The sequence below is a fragment of the Lelliottia sp. AC1 genome, from assembly GCF_023278595.1.
Lineage (GTDB): Bacteria > Pseudomonadota > Gammaproteobacteria > Enterobacterales > Enterobacteriaceae > Enterobacter > Enterobacter nimipressuralis.
This window is the reverse complement of record NZ_CP025699.1, coordinates 2,600,340-2,624,092: the sequence shown is the minus strand read 5'-3', so window position 1 is coordinate 2,624,092 and position 23,753 is coordinate 2,600,340. Positions and strand designations below refer to the sequence as shown.

General features: G+C 55.5%; 24 protein-coding genes. 16 read left to right on the top strand and 8 right to left on the bottom strand.

All coding sequences use genetic code 11. The features are described from left to right. Nucleotide 1 precedes the first annotated feature (1 nt). The 5 genes from nudB to ruvB all read left to right on the top strand — a co-directional run bounded on the left by nudB (nucleotide 2) and on the right by ruvB (nucleotide 3,479). Entirely contained in the window at nucleotides 2-445 is a 444-nt protein-coding gene (gene nudB / locus C0560_RS12530) for a dihydroneopterin triphosphate diphosphatase (RefSeq protein WP_100779776.1), read from the top strand. Nucleotides 446-471: 26 nt separating this feature from the next. After that, a complete protein-coding gene (locus C0560_RS12525; protein WP_100779777.1) occupies nucleotides 472-1,212 on the top strand; it encodes a YebC/PmpR family DNA-binding transcriptional regulator in 741 nt (246 codons plus the stop codon). A 34-nt stretch (nucleotides 1,213-1,246) separates the two neighbouring features. Beyond that, nucleotides 1,247-1,768 carry a crossover junction endodeoxyribonuclease RuvC gene (gene ruvC / locus C0560_RS12520; RefSeq protein ID WP_015964021.1) on the top strand — a complete coding sequence of 174 codons (522 nt, stop codon included), beginning with the start codon at nucleotides 1,247-1,249 and terminating at the stop codon, nucleotides 1,766-1,768. An 80-nt stretch (nucleotides 1,769-1,848) separates the two neighbouring features. Further along, a complete protein-coding gene (gene ruvA, locus C0560_RS12515) occupies nucleotides 1,849-2,460 on the top strand; it encodes a Holliday junction branch migration protein RuvA (protein WP_102103985.1) in 612 nt (203 codons plus the stop codon). Nucleotides 2,461-2,468: 8 nt separating this feature from the next. Further along, complete coding sequence (gene ruvB / locus C0560_RS12510; protein ID WP_100779779.1) at nucleotides 2,469-3,479, top strand: Holliday junction branch migration DNA helicase RuvB; 1,011 nt, start codon at nucleotides 2,469-2,471, stop codon at nucleotides 3,477-3,479. 100 nt (nucleotides 3,480-3,579) lie between these two features. On the opposite strand, the gene znuB is transcribed toward ruvB, so the two are convergent. Both znuB and znuC read right to left on the bottom strand, forming a co-directional pair. Continuing rightward, nucleotides 3,580-4,365, bottom strand: coding sequence for a zinc ABC transporter permease subunit ZnuB (gene znuB, locus C0560_RS12505; RefSeq protein WP_102103984.1), 786 nt, complete (start codon nucleotides 4,363-4,365; stop codon nucleotides 3,580-3,582). Continuing rightward, nucleotides 4,362-5,117 carry a zinc ABC transporter ATP-binding protein ZnuC gene (znuC, locus tag C0560_RS12500; RefSeq protein WP_100779781.1) on the bottom strand — a complete coding sequence of 252 codons (756 nt, stop codon included), beginning with the start codon at nucleotides 5,115-5,117 and terminating at the stop codon, nucleotides 4,362-4,364. Before znuC ends, znuB begins: the two co-directional genes overlap by 4 nt. Nucleotides 5,118-5,194: 77 nt before the next feature. Between znuC and znuA the strand changes: the two genes are divergently transcribed. The 3 genes from znuA to lpxM all read left to right on the top strand — a co-directional run bounded on the left by znuA (nucleotide 5,195) and on the right by lpxM (nucleotide 8,564). Next, on the top strand, nucleotides 5,195-6,139 hold the full coding sequence (znuA, locus tag C0560_RS12495) for a zinc ABC transporter substrate-binding protein ZnuA (protein ID WP_123427579.1): 945 nt from the start codon (nucleotides 5,195-5,197) through the stop codon (nucleotides 6,137-6,139). Between the two features lie 15 nt (nucleotides 6,140-6,154). After that, nucleotides 6,155-7,474: a murein DD-endopeptidase MepM gene (gene mepM / locus C0560_RS12490; RefSeq protein WP_100779783.1), complete on the top strand. Its 1,320-nt coding sequence runs from the start codon at nucleotides 6,155-6,157 to the stop codon at nucleotides 7,472-7,474. Nucleotides 7,475-7,592: 118 nt separating this feature from the next. Continuing rightward, entirely contained in the window at nucleotides 7,593-8,564 is a 972-nt protein-coding gene (gene lpxM, locus C0560_RS12485) for a lauroyl-Kdo(2)-lipid IV(A) myristoyltransferase (RefSeq protein WP_123427581.1), read from the top strand. Between the two features lie 214 nt (nucleotides 8,565-8,778). Here lpxM and pyk read toward each other — a convergent pair whose 3' ends face one another. Continuing rightward, the gene (pyk, locus tag C0560_RS12480; protein WP_100779785.1) at nucleotides 8,779-10,221 is read right to left on the bottom strand and encodes a pyruvate kinase; all 1,443 of its coding nucleotides are present in this window, start codon (nucleotides 10,219-10,221) and stop codon (nucleotides 8,779-8,781) included. A gap of 105 nt (nucleotides 10,222-10,326) precedes the next feature. Continuing rightward, nucleotides 10,327-11,196 (bottom strand): MurR/RpiR family transcriptional regulator, encoded by an 870-nt coding sequence (locus C0560_RS12475; RefSeq protein ID WP_100779786.1) that lies wholly within the window; start codon nucleotides 11,194-11,196, stop codon nucleotides 10,327-10,329. Nucleotides 11,197-11,554: 358 nt separating this feature from the next. Here C0560_RS12475 and zwf point away from each other — a divergent pair, with 358 nt between their 5' ends. From zwf to kdgA, 3 genes are all read left to right on the top strand, one after another. Next, nucleotides 11,555-13,030, top strand: a complete 1,476-nt coding sequence (zwf, locus tag C0560_RS12470; RefSeq protein ID WP_248858649.1) for a glucose-6-phosphate dehydrogenase — start codon at nucleotides 11,555-11,557, stop codon at nucleotides 13,028-13,030. Between the two features lie 233 nt (nucleotides 13,031-13,263). Further along, entirely contained in the window at nucleotides 13,264-15,075 is a 1,812-nt protein-coding gene (gene edd, locus C0560_RS12465; protein ID WP_100779788.1) for a phosphogluconate dehydratase, read from the top strand. 39 nt (nucleotides 15,076-15,114) lie between these two features. Then, on the top strand, nucleotides 15,115-15,753 hold the full coding sequence (gene kdgA, locus C0560_RS12460) for a bifunctional 4-hydroxy-2-oxoglutarate aldolase/2-dehydro-3-deoxy-phosphogluconate aldolase (protein ID WP_102103979.1): 639 nt from the start codon (nucleotides 15,115-15,117) through the stop codon (nucleotides 15,751-15,753). Nucleotides 15,754-15,832: 79 nt separating this feature from the next. Here the strand turns inward: kdgA and purT are convergent, their stop codons facing one another. Next, complete coding sequence (gene purT, locus C0560_RS12455; protein WP_248860282.1) at nucleotides 15,833-17,011, bottom strand: formate-dependent phosphoribosylglycinamide formyltransferase; 1,179 nt, start codon at nucleotides 17,009-17,011, stop codon at nucleotides 15,833-15,835. 179 nt (nucleotides 17,012-17,190) lie between these two features. Between purT and C0560_RS12450 the strand changes: the two genes are divergently transcribed. Both C0560_RS12450 and ptrB read left to right on the top strand, forming a co-directional pair. Then, nucleotides 17,191-17,841, top strand: a complete 651-nt coding sequence (locus tag C0560_RS12450; protein WP_102103977.1) for a tellurite resistance TerB family protein — start codon at nucleotides 17,191-17,193, stop codon at nucleotides 17,839-17,841. Between the two features lie 87 nt (nucleotides 17,842-17,928). After that, complete coding sequence (gene ptrB, locus C0560_RS12445) at nucleotides 17,929-19,992, top strand: oligopeptidase B (RefSeq protein WP_248858648.1); 2,064 nt, start codon at nucleotides 17,929-17,931, stop codon at nucleotides 19,990-19,992. Here the strand turns inward: ptrB and exoX are convergent. The 3 genes from exoX to C0560_RS12430 form a co-directional block, all read right to left on the bottom strand. Continuing rightward, nucleotides 19,989-20,651: an exodeoxyribonuclease X gene (gene exoX, locus C0560_RS12440; RefSeq protein WP_100779793.1), complete on the bottom strand. Its 663-nt coding sequence runs from the start codon at nucleotides 20,649-20,651 to the stop codon at nucleotides 19,989-19,991. The genes ptrB and exoX overlap by 4 nt on opposite strands. 24 nt (nucleotides 20,652-20,675) lie before the next feature. Next, nucleotides 20,676-21,332, bottom strand: a complete 657-nt coding sequence (locus tag C0560_RS12435; protein ID WP_248858647.1) for a carbon-nitrogen hydrolase family protein — start codon at nucleotides 21,330-21,332, stop codon at nucleotides 20,676-20,678. A 110-nt stretch (nucleotides 21,333-21,442) separates the two neighbouring features. Beyond that, nucleotides 21,443-21,673 carry a DNA polymerase III subunit theta gene (locus tag C0560_RS12430; protein ID WP_100779795.1) on the bottom strand — a complete coding sequence of 77 codons (231 nt, stop codon included), beginning with the start codon at nucleotides 21,671-21,673 and terminating at the stop codon, nucleotides 21,443-21,445. A 137-nt stretch (nucleotides 21,674-21,810) separates the two neighbouring features. On the opposite strand from C0560_RS12430, the gene yobA reads away from it, so the two are divergent. Genes yobA through C0560_RS12415 form a run of 3 tightly spaced genes read left to right on the top strand, consistent with a single transcriptional unit; the run spans nucleotide 21,811 to nucleotide 23,413 of the window. Beyond that, nucleotides 21,811-22,185, top strand: a complete 375-nt coding sequence (gene yobA / locus C0560_RS12425; protein WP_100779796.1) for a CopC domain-containing protein YobA — start codon at nucleotides 21,811-21,813, stop codon at nucleotides 22,183-22,185. A gap of 1 nt (nucleotide 22,186) precedes the next feature. Further along, the gene (gene copD / locus C0560_RS12420; RefSeq protein ID WP_248858646.1) at nucleotides 22,187-23,059 is read left to right on the top strand and encodes a copper homeostasis membrane protein CopD; all 873 of its coding nucleotides are present in this window, start codon (nucleotides 22,187-22,189) and stop codon (nucleotides 23,057-23,059) included. 15 nt (nucleotides 23,060-23,074) lie between these two features. Continuing rightward, nucleotides 23,075-23,413: a YebY family protein gene (locus C0560_RS12415; RefSeq protein WP_100779798.1), complete on the top strand. Its 339-nt coding sequence runs from the start codon at nucleotides 23,075-23,077 to the stop codon at nucleotides 23,411-23,413. Nucleotides 23,414-23,753: the final 340 nt, after the last annotated feature.

The following is a 23,753-nucleotide window of genomic DNA, read 5'->3' as shown; positions in this document are numbered from 1 at the left end:
TATGGCATATAAGCGTCCCGTTTCTGTTCTGGTGGTCATTTATGCAGAAGACACGAAGCGGGTGCTGATGTTGCAGCGTCGCGACGATCCCGATTTCTGGCAGTCGGTTACCGGCAGTCTGGAAGAGGGAGAAACCGCGTCGCAGGCCGCCGCGCGCGAAGTAAATGAAGAGGTCACCATTAATGTTGCTCAGGAGCAACTGACCCTGAAGGACTGTCAGCGTACGGTGGATTTTGAAATTTTTAGCCATTTACGTCATCGCTATGCGCCGGGAATTGAGCGCAATACGGAATCGTGGTTCTGTCTTGCGCTCCCCCATGAACGGCAGATCGAGTTCACCGAGCATTTGACCTACCGCTGGGTTGATGCGGCCGAAGCGGCTGCCTTAACCAAGTCGTGGAGCAACCGGCAGGCGATTGAAGAATTTGTAATTCATGCCGTCTGAATTGACGGTTTATTGGAGATATTTTTATGGCAGGTCATAGTAAGTGGGCCAACACCAAACACCGTAAAGCGGCACAGGATGCCAAACGCGGTAAAATTTTCACCAAAATCATTCGCGAGCTGGTTACTGCAGCCCGTCTGGGCGGCGGCGACGCGGGTTCTAACCCACGTCTGCGCGCAGCGATTGATAAAGCACTGTCAAACAACATGACGCGTGACACCCTGAACCGTGCAATCGCACGTGGCGTGGGCGGCGATGACGACGCGAACATGGAAACCATCATTTATGAAGGTTACGGCCCTGGTGGTACTGCGGTCATGGTTGAGTGTCTGTCCGACAACCGCAACCGTACCGTGGCTGAAGTGCGCCATGCGTTCACCAAAACCGGCGGCAACCTGGGTACTGACGGTTCCGTGGCATACCTGTTCAGCAAGAAAGGGGTGATCTCTTTCGAAGCGGGCGACGAAGACGCGATCATGGAAGCTGCGCTGGAAGCCGGTGCTGAAGACGTAGTGACCTTCGACGACGGTGCGATTGACGTTTATACCGCGTGGGAAGAGATGGGCGCAGTGCGTGATGCGCTGGAAGCTGCCGGTCTGAAAGCCGACAACGCTGAAGTGTCGATGATTCCATCGACCAAAGCAGACATGGATGCAGAAACTGCACCAAAACTGCTGCGTCTGATCGACATGCTCGAAGACTGCGATGACGTTCAGGAAGTTTATCATAACGGTGAGATCTCTGATGAGGTCGCAGCGACGCTCTAATGAGCGCGTTTGAACCTCTAACCGGAGACGCGTGATGTCGATTATTCTCGGTATAGACCCCGGCTCACGCATTACCGGTTACGGCGTTATCCGCCAGGTGGGTCGCCAGTTGACCTACCTGGGCAGCGGCTGTATTCGCACCAAAGTTGATGATTTGCCGTCGCGTCTGAAATTAATTTACGCAGGCGTGTCGGAAATCATTACCCAGTTTCAGCCCGACTTTTTTGCCATCGAGCAGGTCTTTATGGCGAAAAATGCTGACTCGGCGTTAAAACTGGGCCAGGCACGCGGCGTGGCGATTGTCGCGGCGGTGAACCAGGATTTACCGGTGTTCGAATACGCCGCGCGTCAGGTTAAACAGACGGTGGTGGGCATTGGTAGCGCGGAGAAAAGCCAGGTGCAGCACATGGTGCGGACCCTGCTTAAGCTCCCGGCAAACCCACAGGCGGATGCCGCCGATGCGCTGGCCATTGCGATAACGCACTGCCATGTGAGCCAAAACGCCATGCAGATGAGCGAATCGAGGCTCAATCTGGCGCGAGGTCGGTTACGATAATCACAAATCAGGCTGGATAAACATCCAGCCTTTTTTTATGATGGCGGAAGTTAATTTAGCATCTCACGCAGGAGCATCATGTGATTGGCAGACTCAGAGGCATCATCATTGAAAAACAACCCCCGTTAGTTCTGCTGGAAGCGGGAGGCGTGGGGTATGAAGTCCATATGCCGATGACCTGTTTCTATGAACTTCCGGAGTCCGGCAAAGAGGCGATTGTCTTTACCCAGTTCGTGGTGCGTGAAGATGCCCAGCTTCTGTATGGTTTTAATAATAAGCAGGAACGCATGCTGTTCCGCGAGCTGATTAAAACCAATGGCGTGGGGCCTAAGCTTGCGCTGGCGATTCTGTCCGGCATGTCGGCGCAACAGTTTGTGAATGCCGTTGAGCGCGAAGATCCCGCTGCGCTGGTCAAGCTGCCAGGCATCGGCAAAAAAACTGCAGAACGTCTGATTGTGGAAATGAAAGACCGCTTTAAAGGGCTGCACGGAGATCTGTTTACGCCGGCGTCCGATCTGGTGCTGACGTCACCGAACGGCCCGACGGATGACGACGCAGAGCAAGAAGCGGTGGCTGCGCTGGTGGCGCTGGGCTATAAACCACAGGAAGCCAGCCGGATGGTGAGTAAAATCGCCAAACCGGATGCCAGCAGTGAAACCCTGATTCGTGAAGCGCTCCGCGCGGCATTGTGAGGTAGAGGATGATTGAAGCAGACCGCCTGATTTCGGCAGCCAGCAATGTTCCAGAGGATGTGGTGGATCGCGCGATCCGCCCGAAACTGCTGGAGGAGTACATCGGCCAGCCGCAGGTTCGCTCACAGATGGAAATTTTTATCCAGGCGGCGAAACTGCGCGGGGATGCGCTCGATCATCTGCTGATTTTTGGCCCTCCTGGTCTCGGTAAAACGACGCTTGCCAATATCGTGGCGAATGAAATGGGCGTGAATCTGCGCACCACGTCAGGCCCGGTACTGGAGAAAGCGGGCGATCTGGCGGCGATGCTGACCAACCTCGAGCCGCACGACGTGCTGTTTATCGATGAGATCCACCGCCTGTCTCCGGTAGTGGAAGAGGTGCTTTATCCGGCGATGGAAGACTATCAGCTGGATATCATGATCGGTGAAGGCCCGGCCGCGCGCTCGATTAAAATCGATCTGCCGCCCTTTACCCTGATTGGCGCCACCACGCGTGCCGGGTCACTCACGTCACCCCTTCGCGATCGCTTCGGGATTGTGCAGCGCCTCGAGTTCTATCAGGTCGCCGATCTGCAATACATCGTTGGCCGCAGCGCGCGCTTTATGGGGCTTGAATTGAGCGATGAGGGAGCCTTTGAAGTGGCCAAGCGTTCGCGCGGTACGCCACGCATCGCCAACCGTCTGCTGCGCCGTGTGCGTGACTTTGCGGAAGTGAAGCACGATGGCACCATTTCACTGGATATCGCCTCGCAGGCGCTGGATATGCTTAACGTCGATGCTGAAGGTTTTGACTATATGGACCGCAAGCTGCTGCTCGCGATTCTGGATAAATTCTTTGGCGGGCCGGTTGGGCTGGATAACCTCGCCGCAGCGATTGGCGAAGAGCGCGAAACCATCGAGGACGTGCTGGAACCCTATCTGATTCAGCAGGGCTTTTTGCAACGCACGCCGCGCGGGCGAATGGCGACGGTACGAGCCTGGAATCACTTCGGGATAACACCCCCGGAAATGCCGTAGTACGCGACCGGGGTAAGTGCCGGATAGCGCCAGGTGTGATCCGGACTACAACGACTCAGGTGTCTCCCCGGTAAGCGCAGCGCGCCACCGGGGGAAATGTTCAGCTGGCCGGTTTCTTCATCATACTGAAGATAAACATCAGCGCCGCACACAGCACCACCGACGGGCCGGCTGGCGTGTCGTAAAACGCCGAGAAGGTGAGTCCACCGGTGACGGCAATGATGCCGACAACTACCGCCACCCCCGCCATCTGTTCAGGCGTACGGGCAAAACGGCGTGCAGTAGCGGCCGGGATAATCAGCAGTGAGGTGATAATCAGCGCACCCACAAACTTCATCGCCACCCCAATCGTCAACGCGGTCACCAGCATCAACAGCAGCTTCACGCGCTGTAATTTAACGCCATCGACAAAGGCCAAATCGGCACTGACGGTCATCGCCAGCAGATTGCGCCATTGCCACAGCAAAATACCGAGAACGATCACCACGCCAATGGCGATAGAGATCAGGTCTTCCGGCGTCACCGCCAGCAAATCGCCAAACAGATACGCCATCAAATCGACGCGAATGTTCGACATCAGGCTCACCACCACCAGGCCAAGCGACAGCGCGCTGTGCGCCATAATCCCGAGCAACGTATCTACCGCGAGGTGAGGGCGCTTCTCAAGCCAAACCAGACCGGCGGCAAGCAGCAGCGTCACGGCAATCACTGCGTAAAACGGGTTCACGTCGAGCAATAAGCCAAAGGCCACGCCCAGTAAGGAGGCGTGCGCCAGCGTATCGCCAAAATAGGACATTCTTCGCCAGACGACAAAAGAGCCCAGCGGACCCGCGGCGCAGGCAAGCATAACCCCGGCAAACCAGCCGGGTAATAACAGTTCAATCATGAGTGTCCATTTCCCCGACGCAGGACAATTCGTCCCTGTAAATCATGGCGATGATTATGGTTATGGCGATAAATGCCCAGCTGTTCTGCTCCACGAGAGCCGAACATAGAGATAAATTCCGGATGCATCGATACTACTTCAGGTGTGCCGGAGCAGCAGATATGGTGATTCAGACACAGCACTTCGTCGGTTTTCGCCATCACCAGATGCAGGTCATGCGAGACCATCAGAACGGCGCAGTCCAGCTCACGACGCAGCTGATCGATAAGATCGTACAGGGCGACCTGGCCGTTCACATCCACGCCCTGAGTCGGCTCATCGAGAACCAGCAGCTGTGGCTTGCTCAACAACGCGCGTGCCAGCAGAACGCGCTGGGTTTCACCACCGGAAAGTTTCTGCATAGGGGCTTCGACCAGATGGCCTGCCTGAACACGTTTCAGAGCGGGGAGAATATCGTCTTTACGCGTGCCTGGACGTAGTCGCAAGAAACGGCCTACCGTTAAGGGCAGCGTGGCGTCAAGATGTATTTTTTGCGGGACGTAGCCGATTCTTAACTTGTCGTCGCGCTTGATGACGCCTGCATCAGGTGCTACCAGCCCGAGAACCACCCGAACCAGCGTCGATTTGCCCGCGCCGTTTGGGCCGAGCAACGTTAAAATTTTGCCGGGTTTGAGGACCAGCGATACGTCAGAGAGGACGCGGCGCTGACCAAAAGATACCGAGATATTTTCAAGAGAAACTAAATTCGTCATGTCAATTTAAGCTTGCAGAAGTCAACGAATGTTATAATATCACATTCCACGCATTCATTACGATCATAAGTTGCATTATGTTACATAAAAATACGCTTCTTTTCGCAGCATTATCCGCTGGCCTTTGGGGTTCAGCAGCACAAGATGTTAACGCCGCCGTTGTCGCTTCGCTTAAACCACTGGGATTCATTGCTTCGGCCATCGCCGATGGTGTCACAGAAACCCAGGTTTTACTGCCTGACGGGGCATCTGAACACGACTATTCGTTGCGCCCATCTGATGTAAAACGCTTACAGAACGCGGACTTAGTGGTCTGGATTGGTCCAGAGATGGAAGCGTTCATGCAAAAATCCGCGAGTAAAGTTCCGCCGCAAAAACAGGTCACCATTGCCGAACTGGCAGGCGTGAAACCGCTGCTCATGAAAGGGGCTGACGACGACGATCACGAAAGTGACCATGACCATGCCAATAGCGAAAAAGGTGACGACCATCACCATCATGGCGAGTACAACATGCATCTTTGGCTCTCGCCAGAGATAGCGCGGCTCTCAGCGGTTGCAATCCATGACAAATTAGTGGAACTTATGCCGCAAAGTCGAGCCAAACTAGACGCCAACCTGAAGGATTTTGAGGCACAATTAGCCGCAACCGATAAGCAGGTAGGTAACGAGCTGGCACCGTTGAAAGGTAAAGGGTATTTCGTTTTTCATGATGCCTATGGCTACTATGAAAAACACTACGGGCTGACCCCGCTGGGTCACTTCACCGTCAACCCGGAAATTCAACCCGGTGCGCAGCGTTTACATGAAATCAGAACACAGTTGGTTGAGCAAAAAGCGACATGCGTTTTTGCTGAGCCACAGTTCAGGCCAGCGGTCGTTGAAGCCGTGGCCAGGGGAACGTCCGTGCGTATGGGAACCCTGGACCCGCTTGGAACCAATATTCAGTTGAGCAAGGCGAGTTATTCGCAGTTCCTCAGCCAATTGGCGAACCAGTATTCGAGCTGCCTGAAAGGAGATTAACGAGGAAGTGAACACGTGCAACAGATAGCCCGCTCTGTCGCCCTGGCATTTAATAATCTGCCTCGACCCCACCGCGTTATGCTGGGGTCCCTTACAGTTCTTACCTTAGCGGTCGCCGTCTGGCGGCCCTATGTGTATCACCCACATTCAGCCCCCATCATTAAAACCATCGAACTGGAAAAGAGTGAAATCCGCTCCTTGCTGCCCGATGCCAGCGAACCTATCGATCAGGCCGCTCAGGAAGACGAAGCGATTCCTCAGGATGAGCTGGATGACAAAACCGCCAATGAGGCGGGTATTCACGAATACGTTGTCTCCACGGGCGATACGCTGAGCAGCGTGCTTAATCAGTATGGTATTGAGATGGGGGATATCAGCCAGCTCGCCGCATCAGACAAAGAGCTTCGTAACCTCAAGATTGGTCAACAGCTGTCCTGGACGCTTACCAACGATGGCGATTTGCAACGTCTGACCTGGGAAGTCTCCCGTCGCGAAACCCGTACCTACGATCGTACCGAAAACGGTTTCAAGATGACCAGCGAAATGCAGCAGGGCGACTGGGTTAACAATGTGCTGAAAGGCAAGGTTGGCGCCAGCTTTGTCGCCAGCGCGCGCGACGCGGGTTTGACCAGCGGCGAAATCAGCTCAGTCATCAAAGCCATGCAGTGGCAGATGGACTTCCGCAAACTGAAAAAAGGCGACGAATTCTCGATCCTGATGTCCCGCGAAATGCTGGACGGCAAGCGTGAGCAAAGCCAACTGATGGGCGTGCGTTTGCGCTCCGAAGGCAAAGATTACTACGCCATCCGCGCGGAAGACGGCAAGTTCTACGACCGCAACGGTACGGGCCTGGCGAAAGGATTCCTGCGCTTCCCGACGGCGAAACAGTTCCGCGTTTCATCGAACTTTAACCCGCGTCGTCTGAACCCGGTCACTGGCCGTGTCGCGCCGCACCGTGGCGTTGACTTTGCGATGCCGCAGGGCACGCCAGTGCTCTCTGTCGGTGACGGTGAAGTGGTCATTGCAAAACGCAGCGGCGCGGCAGGGTACTACGTTGCCGTTCGTCACGGTCGCACCTATACCACCCGCTACATGCACCTGCGTAAGCTGCTGGTTCAGCCGGGGCAGAAAGTGAAGCGTGGCGATCGCATTGCACTTTCTGGCAACACCGGGCGTTCCACCGGCCCGCATCTGCACTACGAAGTGTGGATTAACCAGCAGGCGGTGAACCCGTTGACGGCGAAACTGCCGCGTACCGAAGGTCTGACCGGCAAAGATCGCACCGATTATCTGGCCCAGGTCAAAGAGGTCATGCCGCAACTGCGCTTCGACTAGATTTTTGTCATCTAAAAGCCGGTGCAGAGATGCGCCGGCTTTTTCTTTTGTGCGATACACTCTGCCTCGCTACACTATCTCAAGATTATTTTTTGCTTCACCAGACCCTGGAACCCGCATGGAAACCCAAAAAAACAACAGTGAATACATTCCCGAGTTTGAGAAATCTTTTCGCCATCCGCGTAACTGGGGCGCCTGGCTGGGTGTCTACGCATTTGCGGGCCTTGCGCTTCTTCCGGCATCTTTTCGCGATCCGGTCCTCGGTAAAATTGGCCTGATTGCCGGGCGACTCGGCAAAAGTGCGCGCCGCCGTGCGCAGATCAATCTGTTCTACTGTTTTCCGGAAAAAAGCGACGCGGAACGTGAAGCGATTATCGACGCTATGTTTACCACCGCACCCCAGGCAATGGCGATGATGGGCGAGCTGGCGCTACGCGGGCCAGAGAAGGTCAAAAATCGCGTGGACTGGAAAGGGCTGGAGATTATCGATGAGATGCGTCGCAACAACGAGAAAGTCATTTTTCTCGTGCCGCACGGCTGGGGCGTAGATATTCCGGCGATGCTGATGGCGTCGCAAGGCCAGAAGATGGCGGCCATGTTCCATAATCAGGGCAATAAAATCTTCGACTACGTCTGGAACACCGTCCGCCGCCGTTTTGGTGGCCGTCTGCATGCGCGTAACGACGGTATCAAACCTTTTATTAAGTCAGTTCGCGAAGGCTACTGGGGCTATTACCTGCCGGATCAGGACCACGGTGCCGAGCACAGTGAATTCGTGGATTTCTTTGCGACTTACAAAGCGACGCTACCTGCGATTGGCCGCCTGATGAAAGTCTGCCGCGCCCGCGTCGTTCCGCTGTTTCCGATTTACGATGGCAAAACCCATCGTCTGACCATCGAAGTACGTCCACCAATGGACGATCTGCTGGAAGCCGACGATCACACCATCGCGCGCCGCATGAACGAAGAGGTCGAAATCCTCGTCGGACCGCACGCCGAGCAGTACACCTGGATTCTGAAACTGCTCAAAACCCGCAAGCCCGGCGAGAAAGAGCCGTATAAGCGAAAAGAGTTGTTCCCGAAGAGATAATTTTTGCTACCCATCAGATAACGTTCGGTTTACGCGTACAGGAGGAGTCTTTCTGTACGCGTTGTTACGTCAGTGAGTAGCTCTGGGTTTTCCATTCTCACCATTGGCCGTAAGGGTAGGTTTTAGCTTTAATCAAAAGAGAGAAAAACAGGCAGAGCAAGAAGAGGAAAAAACTGTCGGGAGCGAATCCCCCGACAGTATGGCGTGAATGCAGTTACTCGACAGTCATCACACGCGTGGTGTTCGTTGAGCCGATGGTGCTCATCACATCGCCCTGGGTGACGATCACGATGTCACCAGAGACCAGATAGCCTTTATCGCGCAGCAGATTGACGGCATCGTTGGCGGCTGCAACGCCGTCGTTGGTGCTGTCGAAGTACACCGGCGTCACGCCACGATACAGGGCTGTCAGGTTCAGAGTGCGCTCATGACGCGACATAGCGAAGATTGGCAGGCCGGAGCTGATACGGGATGTCATCAGCGCGGTACGGCCAGATTCGGTCATGGTGATGATCGCGGTAACACCTTTGAGGTGGTTCGCCGCATACATGGCAGACATGGAAATCGCTTCTTCCACGTTATCGAACTGAATGTCCAGACGATGTTTAGAGACGTTAATGCTTGGGATCTTCTCAGCGCCCAGACACACGCGCGCCATCGCCGCGACGGTTTCAGCAGGATATTGGCCCGCTGCCGTTTCAGCAGAGAGCATTACCGCATCGGTACCGTCCAGCACGGCGTTTGCCACGTCCATCACTTCCGCACGGGTTGGCATTGGGTTGGTGATCATCGACTCCATCATCTGGGTCGCGGTAATCACCGAGCGGTTCAGTTGACGTGCACGACGGATCAGCGCTTTCTGAATGCCGACCAGTTCCGGGTCACCGATTTCAACGCCCAGATCGCCACGGGCAACCATCACCACATCTGACGCGAGAATCACATCGTCCATCGCTTCCTGGCTGCAGACGGCCTCTGCACGCTCAACTTTCGCGACAATGCTCGCGTCACAGCCTGCATCGCGCGCCAGACGGCGAGCGTAGTTCAGGTCTTCGCCGCAGCGCGGGAAGGAGACAGCCAGATAGTCGACGCCAATCTGCGCGGCAGTGATGATGTCAGCTTTGTCTTTTTCGGTCAGGGCTTCAGCGGAGAGGCCACCGCCAAGTTTATTGATGCCTTTATTGTTGGAGAGCGGGCCGCCAACGGTCACTTCGGTGAACACTTTCATGCCCTGAACTTCAAGCACTTTCAGCTGCACGCGACCATCATCAAGTAACAGGATATCGCCCGTTACCACGTCAGCAGGCAGACCTTTATAGTCGATACCCACTCGCTCTTTATCGCCTTCGCCTTTACCCAGGTTGGCGTCGAGGAGGAATTTATCACCGATGTTAAGGAAAACTTTGCCTTCTTTAAACGTCGAGACGCGGATCTTAGGACCCTGCAGGTCGCCGAGGATAGCCACGTGACGTCCCAGTTTTGCCGCGATCTCACGGACCTTGTCTGCACGTAATTTGTGATCTTCTGGCGTCCCGTGAGAGAAGTTCATGCGTACCACGTTGGCGCCCGCGGCGATAATTTTCTCGAGGTTATTATCGCGGTCAGTTGCCGGACCTAAGGTGGTAACGATCTTGGTTCTGCGAAGCCTTCTGGACATGTAATACTCCGTTGACTGAAACAACTTTGGTGTTGCGTGAACATAGATTCGGTGCTGTGTAGAAATTACCGAATACCGAAAAAAGTAACAACCTTATAACAACATTTAGGGTACATCGCCCTTAATGAGCAATTCTTTATCAAAACGCGATTCCTTGAGCGCTTCTTTGACACGCTTCAAGTTATCTCTGAATTTCGCGCCACGACGCAGCGTAAAACCCGTGGCCAGCACGTCGATGACGGTTAATTGCGCAAGCCGCGACACCATCGGCATATACATGTCGGTATCTTCCGGCACATCCAGTGTGATTGCGAGCGTTGATTCTCGCGCCAGCGGCGTGCCCGCGGTGGTGATCGCGATCACCATGGCATCGTTTTCACGCGCCAGCTGCGCCAGTTCCACCAGGCTTTTGGTCCGACCGGTGTGAGAGATCAGCACTACCACGTCATCTTCGTTACAATTCATACAGCTCATGCGTTGCAGCACTATGTCATCAGAGTAGATGACCGGGACATTGAAGCGGAAAAATTTGTTCATCGCATCATGGGCAACTGCAGCGGAAGAGCCCAGCCCGAAGAAGGCGATTTTTTTCGCCTGGGTGAGCAAATCGACGGCGCGATTGAGTGATGCTTTATCAAGCGATTGCCGCACATGGTCGAGCGTCGCCATTGCCGATTCAAAAATTTTGCCGGTATACGCCTCTACGCTGTCATCTTCATCGACATTACGATTTACATAGGGCGTGCCGTTTGCCAGACTCTGGGCCAGATGCAGTTTAAAATCGGGAAAACCGCGCGTCTCAAGACTGCGACAGAACCGGTTGACGGTAGGTTCACTGACCCCCGACTCCTGCGCCAGAGCGGCGATGCTGGAATGGATGGCCTGAGTGGGCGAGGCGAGAATTACTTCAGCCACTTTACGCTCGGATTTGCTAAGGTGTTCCAGTTGAAACTGGATTTTTTCCAGCATGTTCATGATGACAAGACACTCATGGGTGGAAGCGATTTCATAAATTGATGAAATCGTGATTCGAATTAGGAAGAATATACCCCTCTGACCTGGTCAAAGGGTAATGAACAACAGCAAATGTTGTTGTTTTTTTTCATTACTTGATCGCGGTCGGGTTTTGGCAACGACCCGGCGGCACAAAGAATCAACGAATTTGTGGTCATTGCTGTCACTGAAGCGTGCAATCATCGAAAAATCGCGTTATCGCACGCGACGTTAAGCGCTAATGGTTTCGGGAATGACGTAAAAGCAGTACAGTGCATTGTAATAAAATTACAACGATATTCTGGCAAAAGCACCAGGATATCCAACTGAGGAGAATGACATGGCGGTAACGCAAACAGCCCAGGCATGTGACCTGGTCATTTTCGGCGCGAAAGGCGATCTTGCACGCCGTAAATTGCTGCCTTCCCTGTATCAACTGGAAAAAGCAGGCCAGATCCACCCGGACACTCGCATCCTGGGTGTGGGCCGCGCTGACTGGGATAAAGACGGCTACACCAAAGTGGTGCGTGAAGCGCTCGAAACATTCATGAAAGAGAAAATTGATGAAAGTTTGTGGGATGCGCTGAGCGGTCGTCTTGATTTCTGCAACCTGGATGTTAACGACACCTCTGCGTTTGGTCGTCTCGGCGAGATGCTGGACCAGAAAAACCGTGTGACCATTAACTATTTCGCGATGCCGCCAAGCACCTTCGGCGCCATCTGTAAGGGCCTGGGCGAAGCCAAACTCAACGCCAAACCGGCGCGCGTAGTGATGGAAAAACCGCTGGGCACTTCGCTTGCGACCTCCCGTGAAATCAACGACCAGGTGGGCGAATACTTCGAAGAGTGCCAGGTCTACCGTATCGACCACTATCTCGGTAAAGAGACAGTACTGAACCTGCTGGCGCTGCGTTTCGCGAACTCCCTGTTTGCCAACAACTGGGACAACCGCACCATCGATCACGTGGAAATTACCGTGGCCGAGGAAGTGGGCATCGAAGGCCGCTGGGGTTACTTTGACCAGGCCGGTCAGATGCGCGACATGATCCAGAACCACCTGCTGCAAATTCTCTGCATGATCGCCATGTCTCCGCCGTCTGACCTCTCAGCAGATAACATTCGCGACGAGAAAGTGAAAGTGCTGAAATCTCTGCGCCGTATCGATCGCTCGAATGTGCGTGAGAAAACCGTCCGCGGTCAGTACACCTCCGGTTTCGCGCAGGGCAAAAAAGTCCCTGGCTATCTGGAAGAAGAGGGCGCGAACAAGTCCACTAACACCGAGACTTTCGTGGCGATCCGTGTCGATATTGACAACTGGCGCTGGGCGGGTGTGCCGTTCTATCTGCGCACCGGTAAACGTCTGCCGACCAAATGCTCTGAAGTTGTGGTCTATTTCAAGAACCCGGAACTGAACCTGTTTAAAGAGTCCTGGCAGGAGCTGCCGCAGAACAAGTTGACGATCCGTCTGCAGCCTGATGAGGGCGTGGATATTCAGGTGCTGAATAAAGTGCCGGGCCTGGATCACAAACACAACCTGCAAACCACCAAACTGGATCTGAGCTACTCCGAAACCTTCAACGAAACGCACCTGGCCGATGCTTACGAGCGTCTGCTGCTGGAAACCATGCGTGGGATTCAGGCGCTATTCGTGCGCCGCGACGAAGTGGAAGAAGCCTGGAAGTGGGTCGACTCCATTACTGAAGCCTGGGCTGCCGATCAGGATGCGCCAAAACCGTATCAGGCAGGTACCTGGGGACCGGTTGCGTCCGTGGCGATGATCACCCGCGACGGCCGTTCCTGGAACGAGTTCGAGTAAACCGGAAGCTAATCCAAACGGGTTATTTTACCGGTAACATGATCTAACACAGATTGTGGCACAATTTTTAATCATTTAAGCTCCACGTGGATTCACCCGTGGAGCTTTTTTTATTACACTGGCTGAAGCGATTTTGCCCCCGAGCTACGGACTGCAAGCGTTTCAGCCTTGTTAATACAAGCGATTCATCTTGTTAACTCCCGAGCCTGGACAGATAAATTAGAGGAGCTTTTATGAATCCTGTATTGTTACGCGTAACACAACGCATTGTTGAGCGCTCAAAAGAGACACGTTCTGCCTACCTCGCCCGCATCCAGCAGGCGAAGACCGACACGGTACATCGTTCGCAGCTCGCCTGCGGTAACCTGGCCCACGGTTTCGCCGCCTGCCAGCCGGACGATAAAGCCTCGCTGAAAAGCATGCTGCGTAACAATATTGCGATCATCACCTCCTACAACGACATGCTCTCCGCACACCAGCCGTACGAACACTACCCGGAAATTATTCGCAAAGCGCTGCACAGCGCTAACGCGGTCGGGCAGGTGGCGGGTGGCGTGCCCGCCATGTGCGACGGCGTAACCCAGGGCCAGGATGGAATGGAACTCTCTCTGCTGAGCCGCGAAGTGATCGCCATGTCTGCGGCCGTAGGCCTGTCCCATAACATGTTTGACGGCGCCCTGTACCTCGGCGTGTGTGACAAAATTGTCCCGGGCCTGGCGATGGCTGCGCTCTCCTTTGGTCATCTGCCTGCGATTTTTGTGCCATCAGGCCCAATGGCGAGCGGTCTGCCAAATAAAGAAAAAGTCCGTATCCGCCAGCTGTATGCCGAAGGCAAAGTGGATCGTATTGCCCTGCTGGAAGCCGAAGCCGCGTCGTACCACGCCGCGGGAACCTGTACGTTCTACGGCACCGCCAACACCAACCAGATGGTGGTGGAATTCATGGGCATGCAGCTTCCGGGTTCCTCTTTCGTACAGCCAGATGCTCCGCTGCGCCAGGCGCTGACCGAAGCCGCTGCGCGTCAGGTCACGCGTTTGACCGGCAACGGCAACGAGTGGATGCCGCTCGGCAAAATGGTGGATGAAAAAGTGGTGGTAAACGGGATTGTCGCCCTGCTGGCAACCGGCGGCTCAACTAACCACACCATGCACCTGGTGGCGATGGCACGCGCGGCCGGTATTCTGATTAACTGGGATGATTTCTCTGAGCTGTCTGAAATTGTGCCGCTGATGGCGCGTCTCTATCCGAACGGCCCGGCGGATATCAACCACTTCCAGGCGGCGGGCGGTGTGCCTGTGCTTATCCGCGAGCTGCTGAAAGGCGGCCTGCTGCACGAAGATGTCAACACCGTAGCCGGTTTTGGCCTGCAGCGTTATACCCTGGAGCCATGGCTGAACGACGGCCAGCTCGACTGGCGCGAAGGCGCGCAGAGTTCTCTCGACGCACAGGTTATCGCCACGTTTGCGAAACCATTCTCACATCATGGCGGCACCAAAGTGCTGAGCGGCAACCTGGGTCGCGCGGTGATGAAAACCTCCGCTGTGCCTGTTGAAAACCAGATTGTAGAAGCCCCTGCGGTGATTTTTGAAAGCCAGCACGACGTGCTGCCCGCGTTCGAGGCTGGCCTGCTGGACAAAGACTGCGTCGTCGTGGTTCGTCATCAGGGACCAAAAGCGAACGGCATGCCAGAATTACATAAACTTATGCCACCACTTGGTGTATTATTGGACCGCTGTTTCAAAATTGCGTTAGTCACCGATGGACGACTCTCTGGCGCATCAGGTAAAGTGCCATCAGCGATTCACGTCACCCCCGAAGCCTATGACGGTGGGTTACTGGCGAAAGTACGCGATGGCGATATCATCCGCGTCAATGGCCAGACAGGCGAGCTGACCCTGCTGGTGGATGAAGCCGAACTGGAAGCCCGTAAGCCGCATATTCCTGACCTGAGCGCGTCGCGTGTGGGAACAGGGCGCGAAATGTTCAGTGCACTGCGCGAGAAACTCTCCGGTGCTGAGCAGGGCGCAACCTGTATTACGTTTTAAGACGACAAGAATTATCGATCTGGCGAGAGAAAAACACTGATGAAAAACTGGAAAACAAGTGCAGAAGCAATCCTGACAACTGGCCCGGTAGTGCCGGTTATCGTGGTGAACAAACTGGAGCACGCTGTCCCAATGGCGAAAGCGCTGGTTGCAGGTGGTGTTCGTGTGCTGGAAGTGACGCTGCGTACCGCCTGCGCGATGGACGCGATCCGCGCTATCGCAAAAGAAGTGCCGGAAGCGATTATCGGTGCCGGTACAGTGCTCAACCCGCAGCAACTGGCGGAAGTGACTGAAGCAGGCGCGCAGTTTGCAATCAGCCCAGGCCTGACTGAGCCACTGCTGAAAGCGGCAACCGAAGGCACCATTCCGTTAATCCCGGGTATCAGCACCGTGTCTGAACTGATGCTGGGTATGGATTACGGCCTGAAAGAGTTCAAATTCTTCCCGGCTGAAGCTAACGGCGGCACCAAAGCTCTGCAGGCGATTGCAGGTCCGTTCTCTCAGGTGCGTTTCTGCCCGACTGGCGGCATCTCTCCGGCGAACTACCGTGACTACCTGGCACTGAAAAGCGTGCTGTGTATCGGTGGTTCGTGGCTGGTTCCGGCCGATGCGCTGGAAGCGGGCGACTGGGATCGCATTACTAAGCTGGCGCGCGAAGCTGTGGAAGGCGCGAAGTAATTTTTTGCCGTGGCGGGTGTGAACCCGCCCGACAAAACCGAAAATACTGGCCGGGCAAACACGCGTTGCCCGGCTTTTTTTATGCTTTCACACTCACGGCTTGCGCCGCATTGACCGCTCGCTCAACCGCTGTTTCCACGCTATCGCCGGTGGCTAACGCCACGCCCAGGCGACGAGTTCCGTCGATTTCGGGTTTACCAAACAGACGCAGCTGCAGACCCGCGCCGACGGCGGCCTCCACATTACCAAACGTGACATTCTGGCTGGTCAGCCGCGGCAAGATCACCGCAGAGGCCGCCGGGCCATACTGACGAATTCCGCCCACCGGCAGCCCCAGAAACGCGCGAACGTGCAGGGCGAACTCCGAGAGATCCTGGGAAATCAGCGTCACCATCCCGGTGTCGTGAGGACGCGGAGAGACTTCGCTGAAAATCACCTCATCGCCGCAGACGAACAGTTCCACGCCAAACAGACCGTAACCGCCCAGCGCCAGCACCACTTTGCGGGCAATCTCCTGCGCGCGCTCCAGCGCCAGCGCGCTCATCTGCTGCGGCTGCCAGGATTCACGGTAATCGCCGTCTTCCTGACGATGGCCAATGGGATCGCAGAAGTGAACACCGTCAACGGCGCTGACTGTCAGCAGGGTGATTTCGAAATCAAACTTCACGACGCCTTCGACGATGACGCGCCCGGCGCCCGCGCGGCCACCCTGTTGGGCATAATCCCACGCCTTATCAAGCGTGGTTTCGTCGCGGATAAAGCTCTGGCCTTTACCGGAGGAGCTCATCACCGGCTTAATGATGCACGGGTAGCCAATTTGTTCGACGGCTTGCAGGAAATCCGCTTTTCCATCGGCAAAACGATAGCTGGAAGTCGGTAGCGCCAGCTCTTCGGCTGCCAGGCGACGAATGCCTTCGCGGTTCATGGTCAGTTTGGCTGCGCGGGCACAAGGCACCACACGCTGACCTTCCTGCTCAAGGGCAATAAGCGTGTCGGTGGCAATCGCTTCGATTTCCGGGACCACAAAGTCAGGTTTTTCCTGTGCAATCAGCGCGCGAAGTGCGTCGCCATCGAGCATATTGATGACATGCGCGCGGTGCGCGACGTGCATCGCCGGTGCATCCGCATAACGATCGACGGCAATCACTTCAATGCCGAGACGCTGGCACTCAATGGCCACTTCTTTTCCCAGCTCGCCAGAACCCAGAAGCATGACGCGCGTCGCGGATGGACGCAAAGCAGTTCCTAAAAGAGTCATCATATCCCCCCCTAAAAAAGTTGCGCGCAGTATAAACGAAAACGTTTGCGTCTGTCTTCCACCAGGCGCAGATGTCCTGAGCGCAGGGGGAAATTTGCGCTTCTTTAGTACGGGCAGACATTTCCTGACATCGCCTCGCATAGGCTGTAACCATAACGAACCGTAGAGTGAGGAATATTATGTCAGGCTGGTTGAATCAACTGCAGTCCATGTTAGGTCAGAAAGCGTCGTCGTCCAGTGAGCAAGGACTGAGCAAGCTGCTGGTGCCGGGGGCGCTCGGCGGGCTGGCGGGTCTGCTGGTCGCCAATAAATCCTCCCGCAAACTGCTGGCGAAATACGGCACCGGCGCACTGCTGGCGGGCGGCGGGGCAATCGCCGGAACGGTTTTGTGGAACAAGTACAAAGACAGAGTACGCACTGCCCATCAGGACGAGCCGCAGTTTGGTCAACAGGCCTCGTCGCTGGATGTGCGCACTGAACGGCTGATCCTGGCGCTGGTGTTTGCCGCCAAAAGTGACGGTCATATCGACGATAATGAACGCGCCGCCATCGAACAGCAGATGCGGGAAGCGGGCGTTGAGGCGCAGGGACGGGCGCTGGTGGCGCAGGCGATTGAACAACCGCTCGACCCGATGCGTCTGGCGCAGAGCGTGAAAAACGAGGAAGAGGCGCTGGAGCTCTATTTCCTGAGCTGTGCGGCCATCGATATCGATCACTTTATGGAGCGCAGCTATTTGAACGCGCTCGGCGACGCGCTGAAAATTCCGCAGGACGTACGCGACGGGATTGAGCAGGATATTAAGCAGCAAAAACAGGCATTACCGGGCTAGTAATATTTGGCGGTTGTCACGTTTCGCTTGCATCGTGCGTGTGTTTTGCCACCCTTATAGGGTGTAAAACCAAAAAGAAAAACTGACATGCTGCCAAAAGCCCTACGCATTCCCAAAGCGATCATCACCCATGGTGATACGCGCATCGATAATTACTACTGGCTGCGGGACGACGATCGCTCGCAGCCGGAAGTGCTTGATTACCTGCATCAGGAAAATGATTACGGCCGAAAGGTGATGTCTTCACAGCAGGCGCTTCAGGACAGCCTGCTCGGTGAAATGGTGGCGCGCGTGCCACAGCGCGATATTTCCGCCCCCTGGACTAAAAACGGCTACCGCTATCGCCATCTCTACGAGCCGGGCAGTGAGTATGCGATTTACCAGCGTCAGTCGGTGCTGAGCGCCGAATGGGATGAGTGGGAGACGCTGCTCGATGCCAATCAGCGCGCGGCGCACAGCGAGTTCTATACGCTCGGTGGGCTGGGCATTTCACCTGATAACACCATTATGGCGCTGGCGGAAGATTATCTGTCACGCCGCCAGTACGGTCTGCGGTTTCGTAATCTGGAAAGCGGAAACTGGTATCCGGAAATGCTGGATAACGTCTCGTCTGATTTCGTCTGGGCGAACGACTCCGAAACTGTCTATTACGTTAAAAAGCACGCCTCAACGCTGCTGCCTTATCAGGTCTGGCGGCACACGGTGGGCACATCTTCAGGCAACGATGAGCTGGTGTACGAGGAAAAAGACGAGACTTTCTACGTCAGCCTGCATAAAACCACTTCGCGCCACTATGTGATTATCTCCCTGGCCAGTGCGACAACCACCGAAGTCCTGCTGCTGGACGCCGAACTGCCCGACGCGCAGCCGCTCTGTTTCCTGCCGCGCCGTAAAGACCACGAGTACAGCCTCGACCATTTCCAGCATACCTTCTACCTGCGCTCTAACCGCGAGGGCAAAAACTTTGGCCTGTATAAAACCAAAGTGCGCGATGAACGCAAATGGGAAGTGCTGATCCCGGCGCGCGAGCAGGTGATGCTCGAAGGTTTCACCCTGTTTACCGACTGGCTGGTGGTGGAAGAGCGCCAGCGCGGGCTGACCAGTATTCGCCAGATCAACCGCAAAACCCGCGAAGTGGTGGGCATAGCCTTTGACGATCCGGCGTATGTCACCTGGATTGGCTACAACCCGGAGCCGGAGTCGTCGCGGCTGCGCTACGGCTATTCGTCGATGACCACTCCCGACACGCTGTTTGAACTCGATATGAATACCGGGCAGCGGCGCGTGCTGAAACAGGCTGAAGTGGCCGGTTTCGATGCCAGCTGCTATCGCAGCGAACACCTGTGGATCACTGCGCGCGACGGCGTGGAAGTCCCGGTGTCGCTGGTGTATCACAAAGATCATTTTCACAAGAGTAAAAATCCGCTGCTGGTGTACGGTTATGGCTCGTACGGCGCCAGCATGGACGCGGATTTCAGCAGCAGCAGGCTGAGCCTGCTCGACAGGGGATTTATCTTCGCCATTGCCCATGTGCGCGGCGGCGGCGAGCTGGGGCAGCACTGGTACGAAGAGGGGAAATTCCTGAAGAAGAAAAATACCTTTAACGACTATCTCGACGTGTGCGACGGGCTGATTGCGCAGGGTTACGGCGATCCGCACCTGTGCTTTGGCATGGGCGGCAGCGCAGGCGGCATGCTGATGGGGGCGGTCATTAACCAGCGTCCCGAGCTGTTTAAAGGCATCGTCGCGCAGGTACCGTTTGTCGACGTCGTCACGACCATGCTCGACGAATCCATTCCGTTAACCACCGGTGAATTTGAAGAGTGGGGCAATCCGCAGGACGAAACCTATTACCGCTACATGAAGGAATACAGCCCCTACGACAACGTCGAAGAGAAAGCCTATCCGCACATGCTGGTGACGACGGGCCTGCATGATTCGCAGGTGCAGTACTGGGAACCGGCAAAATGGGTGGCAAAACTGCGGGAGCTGAAAACGGACGATAATCTGCTGCTGCTGTGTACGGATATGGATTCCGGCCACGGGGGGAAATCGGGGCGATTTAAATCTTATGAAGGGGTGGCGTTGGAATATGCCTTTCTGATTGGCCTGGCGCAGGAGACGCTGCCAGGCCATGTTGCGACAGATTAAGCGTCGTCAAGGTAGTGACGAAGCGTAAGGCGCAGCTCCGGGCTCATGCGGTCAAGGTTATTGTATAACCAGCGCAGATAGCCCGGATCGCGCTCAGCCACTTCGGACACCGGTTTGCCGCGGTATTTACCAAAGGTAAACGTGGTCAGCAGCGCCGGACGGCCGGTAATGGTCGCCATATCATCCGGCGTCCAGCCGGTGGTATTCATGATATCAATGAGCAACGCCGCCGTGATATAGCAGTCATACAGGGCACGGTGGTGGTGCAACCCTTCTGGCGTTTTCACACTGAGCTTACGGGATTTATACAACGCCATATTGCTGTATTTAATCCCCGGCCACGCCCGACGCGCCAGTTTCATGGTGCAAATCCACTCGCCTGGCATCTCCGGCAGCACGCGCCGGTCGAAACTGGCGTTATGTGCCACGTACCACTGGCTGCCGAAATAGTTCGGGATGACATCCTCAATCCAGGGTTTGTCGGCCACCATCGATTCTGTGATGCGGTGGATAGCCATCGCCTGCGCGCTGATAGGGCGGTCAGGCCGAACCAGATGGCTCATGGGGTTGACGATCTGTCCGTCAATAACGTCAACAGACGCCACCTCTACAATCCCGCCCTGAAGGTCACAGGTTTCGGTGTCGATTACACGCAGCATGGCTCACTCCTGGCCGTAAAAACGTTAGCGTAATGGAATGATATCACCTTGCCAACCCTGCTTACCCCATGTTCCGGTTAATAACAGCTCGCCCCGATCCGCGCGAACAATGAGCTGGCCGCTCGAATCCCACAGCGCGCTGTGCCCGTCTGAATTCGCCATCAGTACCGTGATCGCATATCTATGAGCAAAGCGTTGCAGGCGGTCGATGGCGTCTCGCCAGCGCGTTTCGCCTACCGCCTGGCTGCAGGTATACAGCGCAGCCAGCGGATCGATATTCAGCAGCTCCGTTTTCCCCTCAACAATCGTCAGCTGCGGATCGCCGGGGATCAGGCACGCGCCGCTGCCCTGCGGGTAACGCATGGGCTGGCGTTGATTAGGGCAAAAGAGCGCCAGACCTTTCTTACGTGCGCCGTCGGTCTCAAAAGTAATACCTGCAATCACCGTGATCGCCAGGGCATGCGCGGCGTCAACTAGTGGCTGCAGGGCCTGCTCGCTGGGCGGTTCGGGTAAGGTGGTGTTATCTGTGGCAGGGCCGGTCAGTGAAAGCTCAGGGAAAACCAGCAGATTGCACTGCTGGCGGGCAGCAGCGTCGATAAAGCGAAGATGATGCTGCACGTGGGCATCGATGCAGTTATGCCGGGAGGCATACTGCGCGGCGGCAATATTCCATTGGGACATCGTGACTTCCTTATACACTAGTCGCAGGGTTATTGAATATACACCTGAATACTTCAGGGTTTTCTTATCCTGCCATAATCCATGTAAGGAAATGTAACGACGCGCCGGGTTTACTTAACTTTAGGTTCGTACGGCAAACGCGAAAGGGTCACGGATTTCAGGCGATGGGCGATCAAGCGCTCGCGAAACCAGTCGCGCAGATGAGGGGGCTGTTCGCGCTCAACCACTTCGGCGATCACCGGCATGTTATAGCGCTCTTTAAATGCCACGCCCGCAGCGGCGAGATCGACATTCACTTTGTCCATCTCATCCTGGGGGAGGGTAGCCAGATTAATGTTCATTGCCTTCTCCTGTTTATGCGGCGCCAACGTTACCGCGGTTACCCTGCGTTGACAAGCCTGCGCAGGATCGTCCTCGACTCCGATATTATACAGCGTTATCCTCTGTCATATAGACATAACCAAAAGGAATGATTGATATGGTATTCACCGCATCCCGCGCGGCTTGCGCTCTGGCATTTCTGCTTTCCGTCGCAACGGCTCCTGCTGCACTGGCTCATGCCCACCTGAAACATCAGTACCCGGCCGCCGATGCGGCGGTGACGGCTGCGCCGCAAGCGTTGACGCTCAATTTCTCGGAAGGCATCGAACCGAAATTCAGCGGCGTGTCGATCACCGGCGATAAACAGCAGATCGTTAAAACCGGTGTCGTGAAGCGCGCAGAGAATGACAATACCCAGCTGATTGTCCCCCTCGAACAGGCATTAACGCCGGGGACCTATTCCGTGGACTGGCATGTGGTCTCGGTCGACGGCCACAAAACCAAAGGCAGCTATCACTTTAGCGTGAAATAACATGCTGGCGTTCAGTTACGTCGCCCTGCGCTTTGTCCATTTTGCGGCGCTGATGCTGATTTTTGGCAATGCGTTTTACAGCGCGTGGCTGGCTCCCTTTTCCCTGCAACGGCTGATGACGCGCCGCTTCCAGTGGCAGCAAAAGATCGCGGCGCTGGTGAGTTTGGCGACGGCGCTGCTGATGCTGGCTGTACAGGGCGGGCTGATGGGCGACGGCTGGGGTGATGTTATCCAGCCGCAGATCTGGCACGCAGTGGCCAGCACCCGCTTTGGCGGCGTCTGGCTGTGGCAAATCGTCTTTGCGGTCCTGACCGCTTGCGCGGCGTGGATCGCACCTGCGAAAAGCGCGCGTCTGCTGCTGTTGCTTGCTATCGGCCAGTTTATTTTGCTGGCGGGAGTCGGCCATGCGGCGATGCGTGATGGAGTTGCGGGGATCGTGCAGCGACTGAACCACGCGATCCATCTGCTCAGCGCAGCCACCTGGGTGGGCGCATTACTGCCACTCGTCTTTTGTATGCGGCTGGCGAAAGGGCGCTGGCGCGTTCCGGCTATCTATACCATGATGCGTTTTTCCCGCGTGGGACATTATGCCGTGGCGGGCGTGATCCTGACCGGGGTCATCAATATGCTGCTGATCCTCGGGCTGAACTGGCCGTGGCGTACGGAATACGGGCAACTGCTGTTGTTGAAATGTGCGCTGGTGGCGATGATGGTGGTAATTGCGCTGCTGAATCGGTATTTTCTGGTGCCACGATTTCGTCCTGAATCGGGGCGCGAACAACAATTCTTTATCTGGATGACACAGGCTGAGGTGGTTCTGGGCGCGCTGGTGCTGGCAATCGTCAGTCTTTTCGCGACCTGGGAGCCTTTCTGACAAGGTTTAAAACGTATGAAAAAAACAGTCCTTTCTCTCGTATTGCTGGCGTGCGCCGGTTCCGCGTTTGCCGCCCCGCAGGTGATTACCGTGAGTCGCTTCGAGGTGGGTAAAGACAAATGGGCCTTTAACCGTGAAGAGGTGATGCTGACCTGCCGTCCGGGCCATGCGCTGTATGCCATCAACCCGAGCACGCTGGTGCAGTATCCGCTGAATGACGTCGCCGAGAAGCAGGTCGCCAGCGGCAAAAGCAACGGTCAGCCTATCAGTATCATCCAGATTGACGACCCGCAAAACCCGAGTCAGAAGATGAGTCTTGCACCCTTTATCGAGCGAGCTGAGACGCTCTGCTAGTCTCTGCTTTCCAATAAAAAAAAACCGCAGTCTTCTTACAGGAAGTACTGCGGTTTTTTCGTTTCAGGATGCTCGAACGTGAAATTTTCCGGCCACTTTTGCTGCGGACTGGAAAACCTGGCGTCGTCATCTATTCTTAAAGTGTCAGGCGACTTGAGCCTGCATTAATGCCAACTTTTAGCGCACGGCTCTCTCCCAAGAGCCATTTCCCTGGACCGAATACAGGAATCGTATTCGGTCTCTTTTTATCTGCATGAAAGTAAAAGTCTTTTCCTGCTCTCACTCATGACAGATGAGGAACGTCCTGCGCCTCTGATTTAACCATACCACAATCAGACGG